Raw genomic sequence first — 14375 nt, 5'->3', positions numbered from 1 at the left:
GGACAGGACACGGACGGGCCCGGCAGCCGCACACGGCGGCCGCCGGGCCCGTCCGTCCGTTCCGGCGCGCGTAGAGTCGGATCATGCCGATCAGAGCTGTCCTCTGGGACGTGGACGACACACTCTTCGACTACACGACGGCCGCCGCCACCGGCATGTCCCGGCATCTCGCGGCCGAGGGCCTGCCCGGGGGCTACGCCACCGTCGGCGAGGCCCTCGAAGCCTGGGGGCGGCTCACCCGGATCCACTGGCAGCGGTTCTCCGACGGGGAGACCGACTGGCAGGGCCAGCGCCGCGACCGGGCCAGGGACTTCCTCGCCCGCCCGCTGGACGACACGGCGGCCGACGCCTGGTTCGAGCGCCACATCGCCCACTACGAGGCCGCCTGGGCGCTCTTCCCGGACGCTGTTCCCGCACTCGACGCGCTGACCGGGGTCTACCGGCATGCCGTGCTGTCGAACTCCGCCCTGGAACAGCAGCACCACAAGCTGACCGTGCTCGGGGTGCGCGACCGCTTCGAGACCGTCCTGTGCGCGGCGGAGCTGGGCATCTCCAAGCCCGCCCCCGAGGCGTTTCTCGCCGCCTGCGAGGCGCTGGACCTGCCGCCGGAGGAGGTCGTCTACGTGGGGGACGAACCCGACATCGACGCCCGCGGCGCGGTGGCCGCCGGTCTCGCGGGCATCTGGCTGGACCGGTACGGACGGGGCGGACGGCCCGAACTCGTCCGGATCACGGCCCTCGACCAGCTGCCCGGCCTGCTGGCAGGCAATACCCGTTTTGGAGCGCCGGACACCTTCGGGTAATGTTCTTCCTGCGCCGCCCAAGCGGAACGAAAGATCCGGACGGGAAGCGCAGACAGAGACAACACCTCTCAGGGGTTGCGTTTCAGTGGGCTATGGTGTAATTGGCAACACTACGGTTTCTGGTACCGTCATTCTAGGTTCGAGTCCTGGTAGCCCAGCGCAAGACAGCAAGACAAGTAAGTTGCAGGAACAAGCCCCCGTTGTGTAGCGGCCTAGCACGCTGCCCTCTCACGGCAGTAGCGCCGGTTCGAATCCGGTCGGGGGTACAGATCCTTCCCGCGAGAACACCTGGGTCGCACCCACGTTTTCGATGCAGGATCGCTAGGGCCCCCGTTGTGTAGCGGCCTAGCACGCTGCCCTCTCACGGCAGTAGCGCCGGTTCGAATCCGGTCGGGGGTACTTGTAACACCATGGGCTATGGTGTAATTGGCAACACTACGGTTTCTGGTACCGTCATTCTAGGTTCGAGTCCTGGTAGCCCAGCGCAAGACAAGCAAGTCGCAGTATCCAAGCCCCCGTTGTGTAGCGGCCTAGCACGCTGCCCTCTCACGGCAGTAGCGCCGGTTCAAATCCGGTCGGGGGTACAACAGAGCAACAGACGAAGGCCCTTCACTCCGGTGAGGGGCCTTCCGCTTGTGTACGAGGGCCGTTCGCGGCCCCGTCCGTGTGCCGGCTCAGAGCCCGTACCGCCGGGCGGACTCCTCCTCCTGGGCCAGCCGTCGCAGGGACGCCAGCAGCGGCTCGTGCAGCACCGCGGAGGCGACCGCCATCTCCACCTGCTCCGACTCGGTCGGGTAGGTCTCCATCATGTCCAGGTCGCGGACCGCCACTTCGTGCATCAGGCGTGCGTGGTCCGCCAGGTAGTCGCCCTCGCACGGGTAACCGAGGCGGATCAGGGTGGCCAGGGACGCGACCAGTGACCGATGCGCGGGGGAGAGGGAGCCGATCTCCCGTGCGGTCGACCATCCCAGCCGGTCCAGCAGCCGCTCGACCTCGGCGGTGGCGGCCGCCGTCTCGGGCGCCTCCTCGTCCGGGTCCGGGCCGTGCGGCAGTGACCACAGGGCCGCGCCCAGCTGGATCGTCCGGCCCAGGGACTCGTCGTCCGCGTGGTTCAGCACCTCGCGGGCCGTGGCCACGGGCAGGCGGCCCACCTGGAGGAGGGCCCGGATCAGCCGCAGCCGGCGCACGTGGCTGTCGGTGTACTCCGCCTGTGTCGCGCTCACCCGCCGCCCCGGCGGCAACAGTTGCTCGCGCAGGTAGTACTTGATCGTCGCCGTGCTCACGCCGCTGCGCTCACTCAGTTCCGAGAGCCGCATTCCGTCCCCTCCCTTGCGCCGCCCCTCGGGCGGTGCCACGATCCAACCATTGGATAGTTCAACTCTCCAACGAAGCCAGGGGGCCCGTATGTTTGCGAAACCGATTCCGGGACGGACGACCGCGGCGGCCGAGGGGGATGTGGTGATCCTGCTGATCGGCATGCGGATCAACCACTTCCGGGGAGTGCACCACTGGCTCCCGGTCCTCCTCGCGATGCCGCGCCTGCTGCGGGAGTTGAGCCGGGACAAGAGCCGAGGGCTGCTCGGGTACCAGCTGTTGACCGGTTCGCCGAGGACGTACTACGTCGTCCAGTACTGGGAGTCGAAGGAGAAGCTCTACGCGTACGCCGTGGCGCCGGACATGCTGCACCGCAAGGCGTGGGCGATGATCAACCGCAAGGAGAAGAAGTCCCGGCAGCACGTGGGGCTGTGGCACGAGACCTATGTCGTACCCGAGGGCGGCCACGAGTCCATCTACGCGGATATGCCGGCGTACGGACTGGCCGCGGCGACCGGGGTGCTGCCGATCGAGGAGCGGGGCCGCCGTGCGGCGGACCGGCTCGCGCATCGTTCCGGCGCGGAGTGAGGTTCTGAAGGGGGCCGCCACGACGCTGGGGCGGCCTGTTGGGGGAGGTGCGGGTGCGGCGGCTCAGCCGGTGCGGCGGAGCGCCTCGCTCAGCCGGGCGGCCGAGTCGATGACGGCCTGGGCGTGCATCCGGCCCGGATGGCGGGTCAGCCGTTCGATCGGTCCGGAGACCGAGACCGCGGCGACCACCCGGTTCGAGGGGCCGCGCACGGGGGCGGAGACCGAGGCGACGCCCGGTTCGCGCTCGCCGATCGACTGGGCCCAGCCCCGGCGCCGTACACCGGAGAGCGCCGTTGCCGTGAAGCGGGCGCCCTGGAGGCCGCGGTGCAGGCGCTCCGGCTCCTCCCAGGCCATCAGGATCTGGGCGGAGGATCCCGCCTTCATGGTGAGCGTGGAGCCGACCGGCACGGTGTCCCGCAGGCCGGACAGCCGCTCCGCCGCCGCCACGCAGATGCGCATGTCGCCCTGCCGGCGGTAGAGCTGAGCGCTCTCGCCGGTGATGTCGCGGAGGTGGGTGAGCACCGGCCCCGCCGTGGCGAGCAGCCGGTCCTCGCCCGCCGCGGCGGCGAGCTCGGAGAGGCGGGGGCCGAGAATGAAACGGCCCTGCATGTCCCTTGCCACCATGCGGTGGTGTTCCAGTGCCACGGCCAGCCGATGAGCCGTGGGTCGTGCGAGCCCGGTCGCCGCTACCAGCCCGGCGAGGGTGGCCGGTCCGGACTCCAGGGCGCTCAATACCAGAGCCGCCTTGTCGAGAACGCCGACGCCGCTAGAGTTGTCCATACGACGATACTCGCGTCTCACTCTGTGAAACGCAAGTTCAATTTTCCAGCGAAGTTGCGAACCTGTACGGGCGGCCCCACAACGGCCCGTAGCCACCGCCCCGGTCGGGGGTCCGGACGGGGGCGCACCGAATCTCTAGTTGGGCCGGCGACGACGCCGGCCGGAGGGAAAGCGATGGGTAGGACACTCGCGGAGAAGGTTTGGGACGACCATGTCGTCCGGCGCGCCGAAGGTGAGCCCGACCTCCTCTACATCGATCTGCACCTGCTGCACGAGGTGACCAGCCCGCAGGCCTTCGACGGTCTGCGGCAGGCCGGACGCCCGGTGCGGCGCCTCGACCTCACCATCGCCACCGAGGACCACAACACCCCGACCCTCGACATCGACAAGCCGATCGCCGACCCGGTCTCCCGCGCTCAGCTGGAGACCCTGCGCAAGAACTGCGCGGAGTTCGGCGTCCGGCTGCACCCGCTGGGCGACATCGAGCAGGGCGTCGTGCACGTGGTCGGCCCGCAGCTGGGCCTGACCCAGCCCGGCACCACCGTCGTCTGTGGCGACTCCCACACCTCCACGCACGGTGCGTTCGGCGCGCTTGCGTTCGGTATCGGCACCAGCCAGGTCGAGCACGTGCTCGCCACCCAGACGCTGCCGCTGGCCCGCCCTAAGACGATGGCGATCACCATCGACGGCGAACTGCCCGACAGCGTCACCGCCAAGGACCTGATCCTCGCGATCATCACGCGGATCGGCACCGGCGGCGGTCAGGGCTACATCCTCGAATACCGCGGCTCCGCCATCGAGAAGCTCTCGATGGAGGCCCGGATGACCATCTGCAACATGTCGATCGAGGCCGGTGCGCGGGCGGGCATGATCGCCCCCGACCAGACCACCTTCGACTATCTGCAGGGCCGGGACCACGCCCCGCAGGGCTCGGACTGGGACGCGGCCGTCGCGTACTGGAAGACGCTGCGCACGGACGACGACGCGGTCTTCGACGCCGAGGTGGTCATCGAGGCCGCCGAACTGGCGCCGTTCGTCACCTGGGGCACCAACCCCGGCCAGGGCGCGCCCCTGTCGGCCAACGTCCCCGATCCTGCTTCGTACGAGGACGCATCGGAGCGCAACGCCGCCGAAAAGGCCCTGGAGTACATGGGGTTGACCGCCGGCCAGCCGCTGCGCGAGATCAACGTCGACACCGTCTTCGTAGGCTCCTGCACCAACGGCCGGATCGAGGACCTGCGCAACGCCGCCGCGATCCTGGACGGCCGCAAAGTCGCCGACGGCGTACGGATGCTGGTCGTCCCGGGTTCCGTCCGGGTCGCCCTGCAGGCCGTGGAGGAGGGCCTGGACAAGGTCTTCACCGCCGCCGGCGCCGAATGGCGGCACGCGGGTTGCTCGATGTGCCTGGGTATGAACCCCGACCAGCTGGCCCCCGGCGAGCGCTCCGCCTCGACCTCGAACCGCAACTTCGAGGGCCGGCAGGGCAAGGGCGGCCGTACGCACCTGGTCTCCCCGCAGGTCGCCGCCGCCACCGCCGTGCTGGGCCATCTGGCCTCGCCGGCCGACCTGTCCGACGTCCGTACGCCCGCCGGAGTCTGAGAATCATGGAAGCTTTCACCGCACACACCGGCCGGGCCGTCCCGCTGCGCCGCAGCAACGTCGACACCGACCAGATCATCCCCGCCCACTGGCTGAAGAAGGTCACCCGGGACGGCTTCGAGGACGGACTCTTCGAGGCCTGGCGCAAGGACGAGAACTTCGTCCTCAACCGCCCGGAGCGCAAGGGTGCCTCGGTCCTGGTGGCCGGCCCCGACTTCGGCACCGGCTCGTCGCGCGAGCACGCCGTCTGGGCGCTCCAGAACTACGGCTTCAAGACCGTCATCTCCTCCCGGTTCGCCGACATCTTCCGCGGTAACTCGCTGAAGAACGGGCTGTTGACCGTGGTCCTGGACCAGCAGGTCGTCGACGCCCTCTGGGACCTGGCCGAGGCCGACCCGACGGCCGAGATCACCGTCGACCTGGAGAAGCGGCAGGTCCTCGCGGAGGGCATCACCGCCGACTTCGAGCTCGACGAGAACGCCCGCTGGCGGCTGCTGAACGGGCTGGACGACATCAGCCTCACCCTTCAGAACGAAGCGGACATCGCGGCCTACGAGGCGGCCAGGCCGGCCCACAAGCCCCGTACAATTAACGCCTGAGCAGCGCGTTTCCCGTACTGCGCCCCCTGCCTTCTGGTAGGGGGCGCAGTCGCTTGTTGAGACCCCGTCGGGCGACAACTCGCCCCAGATGGCACAATCGGTGCATGGAACGCGACAGCCAACTCAAGCTTTACGGCCAAGTCGCCGACCAATTGAAGGAAGCGCACTCACGAGTGCGTGCACTGCAAGTCCCGGAGGGCGTACGGATGGCGCTGAACCGGAAGCTGTTGGTCGTCACGGCCGCGGCAAAGCACGATCTACCGGATGCGGCAAGGCGTCTGGACCGGTTGATGAAGGACCTCGATGAGGGCCGATTCCCCGAAGGTGACTGACTCTGCGGAACTGCGCAGCGGTCGACTTCGTTGCGGCACTAGGGTGATTAGCCCGTTTCGTGTTTGATTTGCGGTATATATCTGCCTAACGTGCGAAAAAGCCTGAACAGTTTCGTTCGGGCGATGTCTCCGAAGGGGAAGACGTGAACAAGGCGCAGCTCGTAGAAGCGATTGCCGACAAGGTCGGCGGCCGTCAGCAGGCCGCGGACGCCGTCGATGCGGTGCTCGACGCGATCGTTCGTGCGGTTGTCGCAGGTGACCGGGTTTCGGTCACCGGCTTCGGCTCGTTCGAGAAGGTCGACCGCCCCGCCCGTTACGCCCGCAACCCGCAGACGGGCGAGCGCGTACGGGTCAAGAAGACCTCGGTGCCCCGCTTCCGTGCGGGACAGGGCTTCAAGGACCTGGTGAGCGGCTCGAAGAAGCTCCCCAAGAACGACGTGGCCGTGAAGAAGGCCCCCAAGGGCAGCCTCTCGGGCGGTTCTTCCACCCGTACGACGGCCAAGGCCGCCGCCAAGAAGGCCACCGCCAAGAAGGCCGTGGCGAAGAAGGCCGCCACCGCCAAGAAGACCGTGGCGACGGCGAAGAAGACCACCGCCACCGCCAAGAAGACCACCGCGAAGAAGACGTCCGCGGCGGCGAAGAAGACCACGGCGGCCGCGAAGAAGGCGACCCCGGCGGCGGCGAAGAAGACGACGGCCACCAAGAAGGCCGTCGCCGCCAAGACCGCGCCCGCCAAGAAGACCACGGCGAAGAAGGCGCCCGCGAAGAAGACCACAGCGCGCAAGACCACGGCCAAGAAGGCCACTGCACGCAAGAAGTGAGGACCGGAACCTCAGGGCTCCTCACACACGCGCCGGGCCGGGCTCCCCTCGGGGAGCCCGGCCCGCGGGCTGTTCCGGGGTGCTCAGAACGTCTGCAGCGTGACCAGGGTGATCCGCAGCGCGGCACCCTCGCCCTGCCCCTCGATCCGTACCCGTTGCCCCGGACGCAGCAGCCGCAGGCCGCCGGCGTCGAAGGCCGGGGCGTCGAAGTCCACCGGGGTGCCGTCGTCGAGCAGCACGCTGCCGGTGCGGGTCTCGGGGTCGTACGTGTACGAGGTCGCCTGCATGGGCGGCAGCCTATCGGTCCGCCGCCCGGACCCCGGCGGCCCAGCGCCCCGCCGTGTACGGGCCGACCCCCAGCGCCAGCGCCGCCCGCAGATCGTCGCCCGTGTCCACGTCCTGGCGCACCGAATCGATACCGGACAGTGTGATCTCCACCGCACCCGACGCGAGATGCCGGGCCCTGGACGGGCCGCCGAAATACGGGCGCAATTCCACGCCCGGCCCAGCGGCGAGAAATGTCGTTCCGATTCCTGCGGCATCGCACACGAAAGCCCGGGGAAAAGCGGCAGAAAATTCGAGTACGCGGGACAATTCCACCGGCCGGAGTGCGGGCAGATCGGCGTTGAGCGCGGCGAGGGCCGACCGCGGCCGGCCCGTGCGCACCGCGCGTTCACCGTGTGCGAGCGCGGCGTTGAGCCCGGCCGCCGGGGCGTCGGCCACGATCCTGGCCCCGAGCGCCGCCAGCGCCGCCCCGGCCGTCGTGTCGTCCGTGACGACCACCACATCGGCGACCTCCGGGCAGGACAGCGCGGCGGACACGGTGTCCCGGGCGAACGCCAGGGCCAGCCGGGGCCGCAAAAGGGCGCCGGAAGCGGGCGTCAGCCTGCTCTTCGCCCGCGCCAGGGGCTTCAACGGGACGACCAGTGACCAGGGGCCGGTCGGGTCGGTGTTCGTGGCGGTCTCCCCCTCGGTGCGCATGGCCGCCTATTCTCGCCTGCCGGTGCGACAACCCGGAGGGTCGGTCCGGAAGGTGAGGCGTACGGTGTTCTCGACAGAGCAGGGGCCTGGGGCGAGACTTGACAGTCGGTAGTCGGTCAGGAGTCAGCTCCACAGTCAGGCCATAGAGGAAGGTGTCCGAGTGTCCCGCCGCAGAATCGGCTTCTGGTACCGCCTGGCAGCGGTCATCGCGAAACCGCCGCTGGTGATTCTGTTCAAGCGCGACTGGCGGGGAATGGAACACATTCCGGCCGACGGCGGATTCATCACCGCGGTCAATCACAACTCGTACCTGGACCCGCTTTCGTACGGGCATTTCCAGTACAACACCGGACGGGTGCCGCGGCTCCTCGCCAAGGCGGGCCTCTTCAAGACCCCCTTCGTCGGGATGATGCTGCGCGGCACCGGCCAGATCCCCGTGTACCGCGAGACGACGAACGCGCTGGACGCCTTCCGGGCCGCCGTCGACGCCATCGAGCGCGGTGAGTGCGTCGCCTTCTACCCCGAGGGCACCCTCACCCGTGACCCCGACATGTGGCCCATGGCCGGAAAGACCGGCGCCGCCCGCGTCGCGTTGATGACCCGTGCCCCGGTCATCCCGGTCGCGCAGTGGGGCGCCAACCTGGCGGTGCCGCCCTACGCCACGGAGGACAAGTTCCGCCTCTTCCCCCGCAAGACCCTCCAGGTCCAGGCGGGACCGCCCGTCGACCTCTCCCGGTTCTACGACCGGGAGCCGACGCCCGACGTGCTGCGCGAGGCGACCGAGGTCATCATGCTGGCGGTCACCGCACAGCTGGAGGAGGTGCGCGGCGAGAAGGCGCCCGCCGAGCCCTACGACCACCGCAAGGCCCGAGCACAACAACGGCGCAAGGCCGAAGGAGAGGGACCCAAGTGACGCACCCCGTAAAGGCAGCCGTCTTCGGAACCGGCTCATGGGGTACGGCCTTCGCCATGGTCCTCGCCGACGCGGGCTGCGACGTCACCCTCTGGGCGCGCCGGGCCGAGGTGGCCGAGGCCGTCAACACGACCCGTACCAACCCCGACTACCTGCCGGGCATCGAACTTCCCGCATCGGTCCGGGCCACCACGGACGCCGCCGAAGCGCTGCGCGGGGCCGACTTCGCGGTCCTCGTCGTGCCGTCCCAGACGCTGCGCGCCAACCTCGCCGACTGGGCCCCGCACCTGGAGCCGCAGACGGTCCTGGTCTCGCTGATGAAGGGCGTCGAGCTCGGCACCGCGAAGCGGATGAGCGAGGTCATCGAGGACGTCACGCAGGTCTCCGCCGACCGCATCGCCGTCGTCAGCGGCCCCAACCTCGCCAAGGAGATCGCCGAACGCCGCCCCGCGGCGGCGGTCGTCGCCTGCCAGGACGAGTCCGTCGCACGCCGCCTCCAGGCCGCCTGCCACACCCCGTACTTCCGCCCGTACACCAGCACCGACGTGGTCGGCTGCGAACTCGGGGGCGCCGTCAAGAACGTCATCGGGCTGGCCGTCGGCATCGCCGACGGCATGGGGCTCGGCGACAACACCAAGGGCTCGCTCATCACCCGCGGCCTGGCCGAGACCATCCGCCTCGGTGTGGCCATGGGCGCCGACCCCCTGACCTTCTCCGGACTCGCGGGCCTCGGCGACCTGGTGGCGACCTGCTCCTCGCCGCTCTCGCGCAACCACACCTTCGGAACCAACCTCGGCCGCGGCATGACGCTCCAGGAGACCATCGCCGTCACCAAGCAGACCGCCGAGGGCGTCAAGTCGTGCGAGTCCGTGCTCGACCTGGCCCGACGGCACGGAGTCGAGATGCCTCTCACCGAGACGGTCGTCGGCATCGTCCACGAGGGCAAGCCGCCCATGGTCGCGGTCAAGGAACTCATGTCGCGCAGCGCCAAGGCCGAACGGCACTGAGAAGCTGACCCCGTTCGGCCCCGGACGGCCCCGGCCGCGCTGACGCGACCCGTACCAGCAGGTACGCTCATCGCGATATGAGCAGCGAGAACCTCCCCCAGAGTACGGAGCAGCAGCTCCGCAAGCCGCGTGTGGCCGTCGTGTTCGGCGGCCGCAGCTCCGAGCACGGCATTTCGGTGGTCACGGCCGGTGCGGTCCTGAACGCGATCGACCGGACGAAGTACGACGTCCTGCCGATCGGCATCACGACGGACGGCCGCTGGGCGCTCACCGCCGACGAACCCGAACGCATGGCCATCACGGACCGGAAGATGCCCGACGTGGCACAACTGGCCGAGTCCGACGAGGGCGGCGTGGTGCTCTCCGTCGATCCCGGCAGCCGTGAAGTGGTCTACAGCGAGCCCGGGTCGGTCCCCAAGGCGCTCGGCGAGGTCGACGTCGTCTTCCCCGTCCTGCACGGTCCCTACGGTGAGGACGGCACGCTCCAGGGCCTCCTGGAGCTGTCCGGCGTGCCGTACGTCGGCGCCGGTGTCCTCGCCTCGGCGGTCGGCCAGGACAAGGAGTACATGAAGCGCGTCTTCACCTCCTTCGGGCTCCCCGTCGGGCCGTACGTGGTCGTGCGCCCCCGCGAGTGGGACAACGACCCCCAGGGCGCCCGCAAGCGCATCACGGACTTCGCCGGCGAGCACGGCTGGCCGCTCTTCATCAAGCCCGCCCGGGCCGGCTCCTCCATCGGCATCACGAAGGTCGACGACGCCTCCGGCCTCGACGAGGCGATCGAGGAAGCCCGCCGCCACGACCCCAAGTTCCTTGTGGAGTCGCTGCTGCGGGGCCGCGAGATCGAGTGCGGGGTGCTGGAGTTCGAGGACGGTCCGCGCGCCAGCGTGCCCGCCGAGATCCCGCCGGTCACCTCGCACGACTTCTACGACTTCGAGGCCAAGTACATCGACGCGGCGTCCGGCATCGTGCCCGCCCCGCTCACCGACGAGGAGACCGCCGAGGTCCAGCGGCTCGCGGTCGAGGCCTTCGAGGCCGCCTCCTGCGAGGGGCTGGTGCGGGCCGACTTCTTCCTCACCGAGGACGGCGGATTCGTCATCAACGAGATCAACACCCTGCCGGGCTTCACCCCGATCTCCATGTACCCGCGCATGTGGCAGGAGAGCGGCGTCAGCTACCAGCAGCTGGTGGACCGGCTCATCCAGGCGGCGCTGGACCGGCCGACCGGCCTGCGCTGAGAGGCACCGGAACGGCCGAGGGGGTGCGCTCCGCCCGGAGCGCACCCCCTCGCAGCCCTCACAGGCCGCTGGGAACCGTCTTCTTGACCGGCGCCGCGAAGGCCGCCAGCGGGGTCGCGTCGTGCGCGTACGCCGCCGAGAACGTGACCTCGACGTACGCCTTGCGCAGGGTGGTCGTGAACCGCGGCCCGTCGTCCTCCCGCTGCTCCAGCAGCCAGTTGACGCCGTCGGCCTCGGCGGCCTTCGACTGCGAGTCGTCCATCTTCGCGGGGCGCGCGACACCGCAGCGCAGTACGATCGCCCCGTCCCCCCACCCGGCGGTCAGATCCGAACGGGGCGCGGGATCAGTGCGCTCCAGACCGGCTACGGAACGCGGCAGCTCCTTGTGCAGGGCGCGGCAGTAGGCTGCGGCTTCCGAGGAGGGCGTGGGCACCGTGACCGATGCCGACGGATCCGTGGAAGTGCAGCCCACCGCGGCCAGGAGCACCAGGGCGGCGGACGGACCGAGGAGCACGGGGTGGGGGAGCCGGCGGCAGGAAGATGTCACCGGCCCAGGGTAGACGGGGGCTACAGGTGAACGACCGGACAGGTCAGGGTTCGGGTGATGCCGTCCACCTGCTGGACCTTGGCGACCACCATGCGTCCGAGTTCATCGACCGTGTCGGCCTGGGCCCGCACGATCACGTCGTAGGGGCCGGTGACGTCCTCTGCCTGGATCACTCCCGGAATCTTGGCGATGGTCTCGGCGACTGTCGACGCCTTGCCCACCTCGGTCTGGATAAGGATGTATGCCTGTACCACGGAACCTCCAGGGCGGCCACGAGGATCATGTGGGGGAAAGGGACGCCACGTTATCGCGTTGCCATGGGCCGCGGGGAGACCTGCGGGCCGGATGACGCCCACAGCGTGGCGTACACAACACACAAGTTGACGTATCTCTTGACAGTACCGACAGCAGTGAAGGCCCGCGACCGCAAGCTCAGCGGCGCGGACGGGGGACAGGCGGGACAGGTGTGCCCGTGACCACCAGGGTGGTGCACGGTCCGGACGTCCGGCCGCTGAAGCAGGCCGGACGCGCGTCCGGCCCCATAGATGAGAGGTGGGACTCGGTGAAGGGAACCGTGGGCGAGTTGGGGGAGTTCGGGCTCATCAGGGAACTGACCTCCCGGCTCACCACCACTCCGGCGGTACGGCTGGGCCCCGGCGACGACGCCGCGGTCATCACCGCCCCCGACCGCAGGGTCGTGGCCAGCACGGACATCCTGCTGGAGGGACGGCACTTCCGGCGTGACTGGTCGACGGCGTACGACGTCGGCCGCAAGGCCGCCGCACAGAACCTCGCCGACATCGCGGCCATGGGCGCCGTGCCCACCGCGCTGCTCCTCGGCCTCGTCGTCCCCGCCGAACTCCCGGTCACCTGGGCCGGAGAGCTGATGGACGGCATCCGCGACGAGTGCCAGGTCGCGGGGGCGGCCGTGGTCGGCGGCGACGTGGTGCGCGGAGAGACCATCACCGTCGCGATCACCGCGCTCGGCGATCTGCGCAACCACGAACCCGTCACCAGGGCGGGCGCCCAGCCCGGCGACGTCGTCGCCGTCACGGGCTGGCTCGGCTGGTCCGCCGCCGGGTACGCCGTGCTCTCGCGCGGATTCCGCTCGCCCCGCGCCTTCGTGGAGGCCCACCGCCGCCCCGAACCGCCGTACCACGCGGGCCCCGCGGCGGCCGGACTCGGCGCCACCGCGATGACGGACGTCAGCGACGGGCTCGTCGCCGACCTCGGCCACATCGCCGAGGCCAGCAAGGTCCGCATCGACCTGCGCTCCGGGCTGATCGACATCCCGTCCCAGATGTCCGACATCGGGCAGGCCGTCGGCGTGGACCCGCTCCAGTGGGTGCTCACCGGCGGTGAGGACCACGCGATCGTCGCGACGTTCCCCCCGGACGTGAAGCTGCCGGCCCGCTGGAAGGTGATCGGAGAGGTCCTCAACCCCTCCGCACTGCCGCAGGTGACGGTCGACGGGGCGCCCTGGACGAACAAGAGCGGCTGGGACCACTTCGGTGACATCGAGGACACCCAGTAGATTGCCGCGTATGCCGATACCTTCCGCCGTACCGCCCCGCGTGCTCACCGTCGCCGGATCCGATTCCGGCGGCGGTGCGGGCATCCAGGCCGACCTGAAGACGATGCTGGCGTTCGGGACCCACGGGATGAGCGTGCTGACCGCCGTCACCGCGCAGAACTCGCTGGGTGTGCAAGGCGCCTGGGAACTGCCCGCCGATGCCGTACGCGCCCAGTACCGAAGCGTCGTGGACGACATCGGTGTGAGCGCGGTCAAGACCGGCATGCTGTCGTCGACGCTGCTCGTCGAGACCGTCGCCGCGCTCCTCGCCGGTACGGACGCCCCCGTGGTCGTGGACCCGGTCGGTGTCTCCAAGCACGGAGACCCGTTGCTGGCCGCCGAGGCGCTCGACTCGGTCCGTACGAAACTGCTTCCCGTCGCGACCGTGGCGACCCCGAACCTCGACGAAGTGGCACAGCTCACCGGCATCACGGTCACCGACGAGGCCGGCATGCGGCAGGCAGCGGACACCCTGCTCGGATACGGGCCCCGCTGGGTCGTCGTCAAGGGCGGTCATCTGCCGGGCGAACCCGTCGACCTGCTCACGGACGGCACCGAGGAGCACTGGCTGCGCGCCCCCCGGCACGACAACCGCCACACCCACGGCACGGGCTGCACCCTCGCCTCCGCCATCGCCTGCGGACTGGCCCTGGGCCAGGACGTGCCCACGGCGGTACGGGCCGCGAAGACCTATGTCACCGGCGCGATCATGGCGGGCTTCCCGCTGGGATCGGGGATCGGCCCGGTCGACCACGCGTGGCGGCTGCGGGACGCCCGCTGACCTGCGCTCCTGCGCGGAAGCGCGGGGCCCTGCGCAGAAGCACAGCAAAAAGCCGGTCCACCGAGGTGGACCGGCTTTTTGGGCAACCGGTAGGGCTGCGCTACGACGGGAACGTCAGCGCGCGACCTTGCCGGCCTTGATGCACGAGGTGCAGACGTTGAGCCGCTTCGGCGTCCGCCCGACCACGGCACGCACGCGCTGGATGTTGGGATTCCAGCGACGGGACGTACGGCGGTGCGAGTGCGAAATGCTGTTGCCGAAGCTCGGCCCCTTGCCGCAAACGTCGCAGTTGGCAGCCACGGGTCACTCCAAAACTTCAGATGCACTTACAGTGAATTCCGGCACGCCGGATTCATTGACTGAAGTGGCGGTACCGGGGGATGTTCCCGACTCTCGCCGGGCAACCGAAGCAGCATACAACGGCTGCGTCGGAGATACGAAACTACCATGGGTGCACAGCCGCCCGCCCCGCCCCCGGACCGCCCCGGCCGTCGGCCGGACC

The 14375-nt window shown here is 69.8% G+C and carries 18 protein-coding genes and 5 tRNA genes; 16 read left to right on the top strand and 7 right to left on the bottom strand.

Annotated elements, in window-relative coordinates:
* Positions 1 to 83: 83 nt before the first annotated feature.
* The 6 genes from JGS39_RS23220 to JGS39_RS23195 all read left to right on the top strand — a co-directional run bounded on the left by JGS39_RS23220 (position 84) and on the right by JGS39_RS23195 (position 1387).
* Positions 84 to 803 carry an HAD family hydrolase gene (locus JGS39_RS23220; protein ID WP_219571311.1) on the top strand — a complete coding sequence of 240 codons (720 nt, stop codon included), beginning with the start codon at positions 84 to 86 and terminating at the stop codon, positions 801 to 803.
* A gap of 86 nt (positions 804 to 889) precedes the next feature.
* Positions 890 to 961: transfer RNA gene (locus tag JGS39_RS23215), tRNA-Gln, on the top strand.
* A gap of 35 nt (positions 962 to 996) precedes the next feature.
* A tRNA-Glu gene (locus JGS39_RS23210) sits at positions 997 to 1069 on the top strand.
* Between the two features lie 60 nt (positions 1070 to 1129).
* Positions 1130 to 1202 (top strand) — tRNA-Glu (locus JGS39_RS23205).
* A gap of 12 nt (positions 1203 to 1214) precedes the next feature.
* Positions 1215 to 1286: transfer RNA gene (locus JGS39_RS23200), tRNA-Gln, on the top strand.
* 28 nt (positions 1287 to 1314) lie between these two features.
* Positions 1315 to 1387 (top strand) — tRNA-Glu (locus tag JGS39_RS23195).
* 90 nt (positions 1388 to 1477) lie between these two features.
* Here JGS39_RS23195 and JGS39_RS23190 read toward each other — a convergent pair.
* Complete coding sequence (locus JGS39_RS23190; RefSeq protein ID WP_219571310.1) at positions 1478 to 2119, bottom strand: MerR family transcriptional regulator; 642 nt, start codon at positions 2117 to 2119, stop codon at positions 1478 to 1480.
* A gap of 88 nt (positions 2120 to 2207) precedes the next feature.
* On the opposite strand from JGS39_RS23190, the gene JGS39_RS23185 reads away from it, so the two are divergent.
* Entirely contained in the window at positions 2208 to 2705 is a 498-nt protein-coding gene (locus tag JGS39_RS23185) for a DUF4188 domain-containing protein (RefSeq protein WP_219571309.1), read from the top strand.
* A gap of 63 nt (positions 2706 to 2768) precedes the next feature.
* Here the strand turns inward: JGS39_RS23185 and ndgR are convergent, their stop codons facing one another.
* A complete protein-coding gene (ndgR, locus tag JGS39_RS23180; protein ID WP_003966003.1) occupies positions 2769 to 3485 on the bottom strand; it encodes an IclR family transcriptional regulator NdgR in 717 nt (238 codons plus the stop codon).
* Between the two features lie 174 nt (positions 3486 to 3659).
* Here ndgR and leuC point away from each other — a divergent pair, with 174 nt between their 5' ends.
* The 4 genes from leuC (at position 3660) to JGS39_RS23160 (ending at position 6836) form a co-directional block, all read left to right on the top strand.
* Positions 3660 to 5084 carry a 3-isopropylmalate dehydratase large subunit gene (gene leuC, locus JGS39_RS23175; protein ID WP_219571308.1) on the top strand — a complete coding sequence of 475 codons (1425 nt, stop codon included), beginning with the start codon at positions 3660 to 3662 and terminating at the stop codon, positions 5082 to 5084.
* A gap of 5 nt (positions 5085 to 5089) precedes the next feature.
* The gene (gene leuD, locus JGS39_RS23170; protein WP_148021041.1) at positions 5090 to 5683 is read left to right on the top strand and encodes a 3-isopropylmalate dehydratase small subunit; all 594 of its coding nucleotides are present in this window, start codon (positions 5090 to 5092) and stop codon (positions 5681 to 5683) included.
* A gap of 104 nt (positions 5684 to 5787) precedes the next feature.
* Positions 5788 to 6015: an SCO5555 family protein gene (locus JGS39_RS23165; RefSeq protein ID WP_136330716.1), complete on the top strand. Its 228-nt coding sequence runs from the start codon at positions 5788 to 5790 to the stop codon at positions 6013 to 6015.
* A gap of 143 nt (positions 6016 to 6158) precedes the next feature.
* Positions 6159 to 6836: an HU family DNA-binding protein gene (locus JGS39_RS23160; protein ID WP_219571307.1), complete on the top strand. Its 678-nt coding sequence runs from the start codon at positions 6159 to 6161 to the stop codon at positions 6834 to 6836.
* An 83-nt stretch (positions 6837 to 6919) separates the two neighbouring features.
* On the opposite strand, the gene JGS39_RS23155 is transcribed toward JGS39_RS23160, so the two are convergent.
* Together JGS39_RS23155 and cofC are read right to left on the bottom strand one after the other, a co-directional pair.
* A complete protein-coding gene (locus JGS39_RS23155) occupies positions 6920 to 7123 on the bottom strand; it encodes a hypothetical protein (RefSeq protein ID WP_219571306.1) in 204 nt (67 codons plus the stop codon).
* Positions 7124 to 7133: 10 nt separating this feature from the next.
* Entirely contained in the window at positions 7134 to 7817 is a 684-nt protein-coding gene (cofC, locus tag JGS39_RS23150; RefSeq protein WP_219571305.1) for a 2-phospho-L-lactate guanylyltransferase, read from the bottom strand.
* Positions 7818 to 7977: 160 nt separating this feature from the next.
* Between cofC and JGS39_RS23145 the strand changes: the two genes are divergently transcribed.
* The 3 genes from JGS39_RS23145 to JGS39_RS23135 all read left to right on the top strand — a co-directional run bounded on the left by JGS39_RS23145 (position 7978) and on the right by JGS39_RS23135 (position 10972).
* Positions 7978 to 8730 carry a lysophospholipid acyltransferase family protein gene (locus tag JGS39_RS23145; protein WP_219571304.1) on the top strand — a complete coding sequence of 251 codons (753 nt, stop codon included), beginning with the start codon at positions 7978 to 7980 and terminating at the stop codon, positions 8728 to 8730.
* Entirely contained in the window at positions 8727 to 9737 is a 1011-nt protein-coding gene (locus JGS39_RS23140; RefSeq protein ID WP_219571303.1) for an NAD(P)H-dependent glycerol-3-phosphate dehydrogenase, read from the top strand. The genes JGS39_RS23145 and JGS39_RS23140 overlap by 4 nt, the downstream gene beginning before the upstream one ends.
* A gap of 77 nt (positions 9738 to 9814) precedes the next feature.
* Positions 9815 to 10972, top strand: a complete 1158-nt coding sequence (locus JGS39_RS23135; RefSeq protein WP_219571302.1) for a D-alanine--D-alanine ligase family protein — start codon at positions 9815 to 9817, stop codon at positions 10970 to 10972.
* Positions 10973 to 11030: 58 nt separating this feature from the next.
* On the opposite strand, the gene JGS39_RS23130 is transcribed toward JGS39_RS23135, so the two are convergent.
* Both JGS39_RS23130 and JGS39_RS23125 read right to left on the bottom strand, forming a co-directional pair.
* On the bottom strand, positions 11031 to 11519 hold the full coding sequence (locus JGS39_RS23130) for a DUF3515 domain-containing protein (RefSeq protein WP_219571301.1): 489 nt from the start codon (positions 11517 to 11519) through the stop codon (positions 11031 to 11033).
* Between the two features lie 20 nt (positions 11520 to 11539).
* Entirely contained in the window at positions 11540 to 11773 is a 234-nt protein-coding gene (locus JGS39_RS23125; RefSeq protein ID WP_064070330.1) for an Lrp/AsnC family transcriptional regulator, read from the bottom strand.
* A 308-nt stretch (positions 11774 to 12081) separates the two neighbouring features.
* Between JGS39_RS23125 and JGS39_RS23120 the strand changes: the two genes are divergently transcribed.
* Together JGS39_RS23120 and thiD are read left to right on the top strand one after the other, a co-directional pair.
* Positions 12082 to 13053: a thiamine-phosphate kinase gene (locus JGS39_RS23120; RefSeq protein WP_219571319.1), complete on the top strand. Its 972-nt coding sequence runs from the start codon at positions 12082 to 12084 to the stop codon at positions 13051 to 13053.
* A gap of 10 nt (positions 13054 to 13063) precedes the next feature.
* The gene (gene thiD / locus JGS39_RS23115) at positions 13064 to 13873 is read left to right on the top strand and encodes a bifunctional hydroxymethylpyrimidine kinase/phosphomethylpyrimidine kinase (protein ID WP_219571300.1); all 810 of its coding nucleotides are present in this window, start codon (positions 13064 to 13066) and stop codon (positions 13871 to 13873) included.
* 114 nt (positions 13874 to 13987) lie between these two features.
* Here the strand turns inward: thiD and rpmB are convergent, their stop codons facing one another.
* The gene (gene rpmB / locus JGS39_RS23110; RefSeq protein WP_003965989.1) at positions 13988 to 14173 is read right to left on the bottom strand and encodes a 50S ribosomal protein L28; all 186 of its coding nucleotides are present in this window, start codon (positions 14171 to 14173) and stop codon (positions 13988 to 13990) included.
* Positions 14174 to 14375 lie beyond the last annotated feature (202 nt).

The organism is Streptomyces poriferorum, assembly GCF_019399235.1.
GTDB lineage: Bacteria > Actinomycetota > Actinomycetes > Streptomycetales > Streptomycetaceae > Streptomyces > Streptomyces poriferorum.
This window is presented reverse-complemented; position numbering and strand designations above follow the sequence as displayed.

Bases quoted from the DNA above. Each gene is read 5' to 3' on its own strand.
- JGS39_RS23220 (WP_219571311.1), top strand. From the start codon at position 84: ATGCCGATCAGAGCTGTCCTCTGGGACGTGGACGACACACTCTTCGAC.
- JGS39_RS23190 (WP_219571310.1), bottom strand. From the start codon at position 2,119: ATGCGGCTCTCGGAACTGAGTGAGCGCAGCGGCGTGAGCACGGCGACG.
- JGS39_RS23185 (WP_219571309.1), top strand. From the start codon at position 2,208: ATGTTTGCGAAACCGATTCCGGGACGGACGACCGCGGCGGCCGAGGGG.
- ndgR (WP_003966003.1), bottom strand. From the start codon at position 3,485: ATGGACAACTCTAGCGGCGTCGGCGTTCTCGACAAGGCGGCTCTGGTA.
- leuC (WP_219571308.1), top strand. From the start codon at position 3,660: ATGGGTAGGACACTCGCGGAGAAGGTTTGGGACGACCATGTCGTCCGG.
- leuD (WP_148021041.1), top strand. From the start codon at position 5,090: ATGGAAGCTTTCACCGCACACACCGGCCGGGCCGTCCCGCTGCGCCGC.
- JGS39_RS23165 (WP_136330716.1), top strand. From the start codon at position 5,788: ATGGAACGCGACAGCCAACTCAAGCTTTACGGCCAAGTCGCCGACCAA.
- JGS39_RS23155 (WP_219571306.1), bottom strand. From the start codon at position 7,123: ATGCAGGCGACCTCGTACACGTACGACCCCGAGACCCGCACCGGCAGC.
- cofC (WP_219571305.1), bottom strand. From the start codon at position 7,817: ATGCGCACCGAGGGGGAGACCGCCACGAACACCGACCCGACCGGCCCC.
- JGS39_RS23135 (WP_219571302.1), top strand. From the start codon at position 9,815: ATGAGCAGCGAGAACCTCCCCCAGAGTACGGAGCAGCAGCTCCGCAAG.
- thiD (WP_219571300.1), top strand. From the start codon at position 13,064: ATGCCGATACCTTCCGCCGTACCGCCCCGCGTGCTCACCGTCGCCGGA.